We start from the raw sequence: 2320 nt of genomic DNA, 5'->3' as shown, positions 1-2320 counted from the left end.
GTCAAAGGTGACGCCATGCGGCACGATCGGCTATGTCGGCGTGCCGCCGGGGCGCGAGCAGGCCAGCGCCTGATCGAACGATTCCCGCGTGCCGACGCATTCCAGCACCGAGTCGGCGCCAACGCCTCTGGTGAGTTCCTTGATGCGCGCTACGCCGTCCTCGCCGCGCTCGGCCACGATGTCGGTCGCGCCGAACTCGCGGGCGAGTTTCTGGCGGCTTGCATGGCGGCTCATGGCGATGATGCGCTCCGCCCCCATCTCCTTCGCCGCAAGAACGCCCATCAGGCCGACGGCGCCGTCTCCGACCACGACGACCGTCGATCCTTGCCGCACCTCGGCCGCGTCGGCCGCATACCACCCGGTGCCGAGCACGTCTGACACGGCCAAAAGGTCAGGCACCAGTTCGGCCGGCGGAACCTCGGCGGTAGCCACCAGCGTGCCGTCGGCCAGCGCCACGCGGGCATAAGGCGCCTGCGCGCCGGACATGAACTCGCGCTGTACGCAGGAAGACTGGAAGCCGAAGCGGCAATGCGGGCAGGTGTTGTCGGAGAGGCAGAACGAGCCGACGACGAATTGGCCGGGACGGACCGTGCGCACCTCTGCGCCGACCTCGACGACGATGCCGCAGTACTCGTGGCCCATATGCATCGGGCCGTCCACCGGCTGGAGCCCGCGATAGGGCCACAGATCCGAACCGCAGATGCAGCTCGCCGACAGCTTGATGATGGCGTCCGTCGGCTGAAGGATTTTCGGATCGGCGACCTCCTCGCAGCGGATGTCGCCGGGCTTGTGGAGAACGGTTGCGAGCATGCTTGTTTCCTTTCGTTCAATCGCGGGAGGTCAGGCGCTGTATTCGGCGTCGGTGACGTGTTCCAGCCACTCGACGGCCTTGCCGTCCTTGATCTCCTGGACGGCGATATGGACCATCGCGGTCTGTGGCGAAGCGCCGTGCCAATGTCTTTCGCCGGGAGCGAACCAGACGACATCGCCTGGCCGGATCTCCTCGACCGGGCCACCCTTGCGCTGCACGCGACCAAAGCCGGCAACGACGATCAGCGTCTGTCCCAGCGGATGCGTGTGCCATGCGGTGCGGGCGCCGGGCTCGAAGGTCACCTGTGCGCCCTGCACTCGCGCGGCGTCGAACGGGTTGAAGAGCGGATCGATGCGGACCGTGCCGGTAAACCAGTCCGAGGGACCTTTGCCGGAGGGCCTCGTGCCGGCGCGAATAATGTCCATGGTGATCTCTCGTCTGTGCGTTTTTGATGTGGGCGGCCGCAGGTGAATGCGGGATCTTCGACCCAGTTGGCAGAGCCCGACTGGGGCGCTGGAGAGCCTCCCGCGCCGACTTGCGGGGAAGATATTGCGGTCGACCTCGTTCGAATAGGCGATATAATCCGCATGGACTTATCGATACCTGATATAAATCTGGATCACGAGGCAGCGATGCAACGCGACGGCATGAAGGATCTACTCTGGTTCGTGGCGGTCGCGCGGGAGCGCAGCTTCACCAGGGCAGCGGCGAAGCTCGGAACCTCGCAGTCGACGCTCAGCCACACGATCAAGGAATTGGAAGCGCGCCTGGGCGTTCGGCTGCTGACGCGCACGACGCGAAGCGTCGCGCCGACCGAGGCGGGCGAGCGGCTCTACCAGTCGCTCGTGCCGCGTTTCGAGGAGATCGAAGCCGACCTGGCAAGCCTGGTGGCCTTTCGCGACAAGCCGTCGGGAACGGTCCGCATCACGCTCTCCGACCACGCGCTGCAGTCGACCGTCTGGCCAAGGCTCGAGCCGGTGCTTCGCGACTATCCCGACCTCAATGTCGAGCTCTACAGCGACAACGGCATGCGCAACATCGTCGAGGAGCGCTTCGATGCCGGCGTGCGGCTCGGCGAGAGCATCGACAAGGACATGATCGCGGTGCGGATCGGCCCGGACTGGCGGCTGGTGGCCGTCGCCTCGCCAGACTATTTCTCCCGCCGCCCGGCGCCCAGGACACCGCAGGATCTGGTCGGGCACGACTGCATCAACCTGCGGCTGACGACGTTCGGAGGCCTCTATGCGTGGGAATTCGCCAAGGGCGGCCGCGACCTCAGGGTCCGGGTGGAGGGCCAACTCACCTTCAACTCGACCATCCCGATGGTCGACGCCGCGATCAGCGGCTCAGGCATCGCCTATGTGCCGGAAAGCCTCGTCAGCCGCCACATCGCCGAGGGGCGCCTGACGCTGGTGCTCGGCGACTGGAGCCCGCCCTTCGCCGGCTCGGATAGTAGAGATGATAGCCGGCGGCTGCTCTCGCCGGCATTGGCGGTGATCGTCGACGCCC

At 66.3% G+C, this 2320-nt stretch carries 2 protein-coding genes and 1 pseudogene; 1 reads left to right on the top strand and 2 read right to left on the bottom strand.

The window, feature by feature from the left end:
* Positions 1–33 precede the first annotated feature (33 nt).
* A pseudogene (locus tag EOA33_RS32670) lies at positions 34–810 on the bottom strand (zinc-binding dehydrogenase); the annotation flags it as partial.
* 30 nt (positions 811–840) lie between these two features.
* Positions 841–1236 (bottom strand): cupin domain-containing protein, encoded by a 396-nt coding sequence (locus tag EOA33_RS32665; RefSeq protein ID WP_126057940.1) that lies wholly within the window; start codon positions 1234–1236, stop codon positions 841–843.
* 207 nt (positions 1237–1443) lie between these two features.
* Between EOA33_RS32665 and EOA33_RS32660 the strand changes: the two genes are divergently transcribed.
* A partial coding sequence (locus EOA33_RS32660) for a LysR family transcriptional regulator (protein WP_145989425.1) occupies positions 1444–2320 on the top strand: 877 nt, incomplete at its 3' end.

This window comes from Mesorhizobium sp. M4A.F.Ca.ET.050.02.1.1 (assembly GCF_003997725.1).
In the GTDB taxonomy this organism is placed as follows: domain Bacteria; phylum Pseudomonadota; class Alphaproteobacteria; order Rhizobiales; family Rhizobiaceae; genus Mesorhizobium.
This window is presented reverse-complemented; position numbering and strand designations above follow the sequence as displayed.

Bases quoted from the DNA above. Each gene is read 5' to 3' on its own strand.
- EOA33_RS32665 (WP_126057940.1), bottom strand. From the start codon at position 1,236: ATGGACATTATTCGCGCCGGCACGAGGCCCTCCGGCAAAGGTCCCTCG.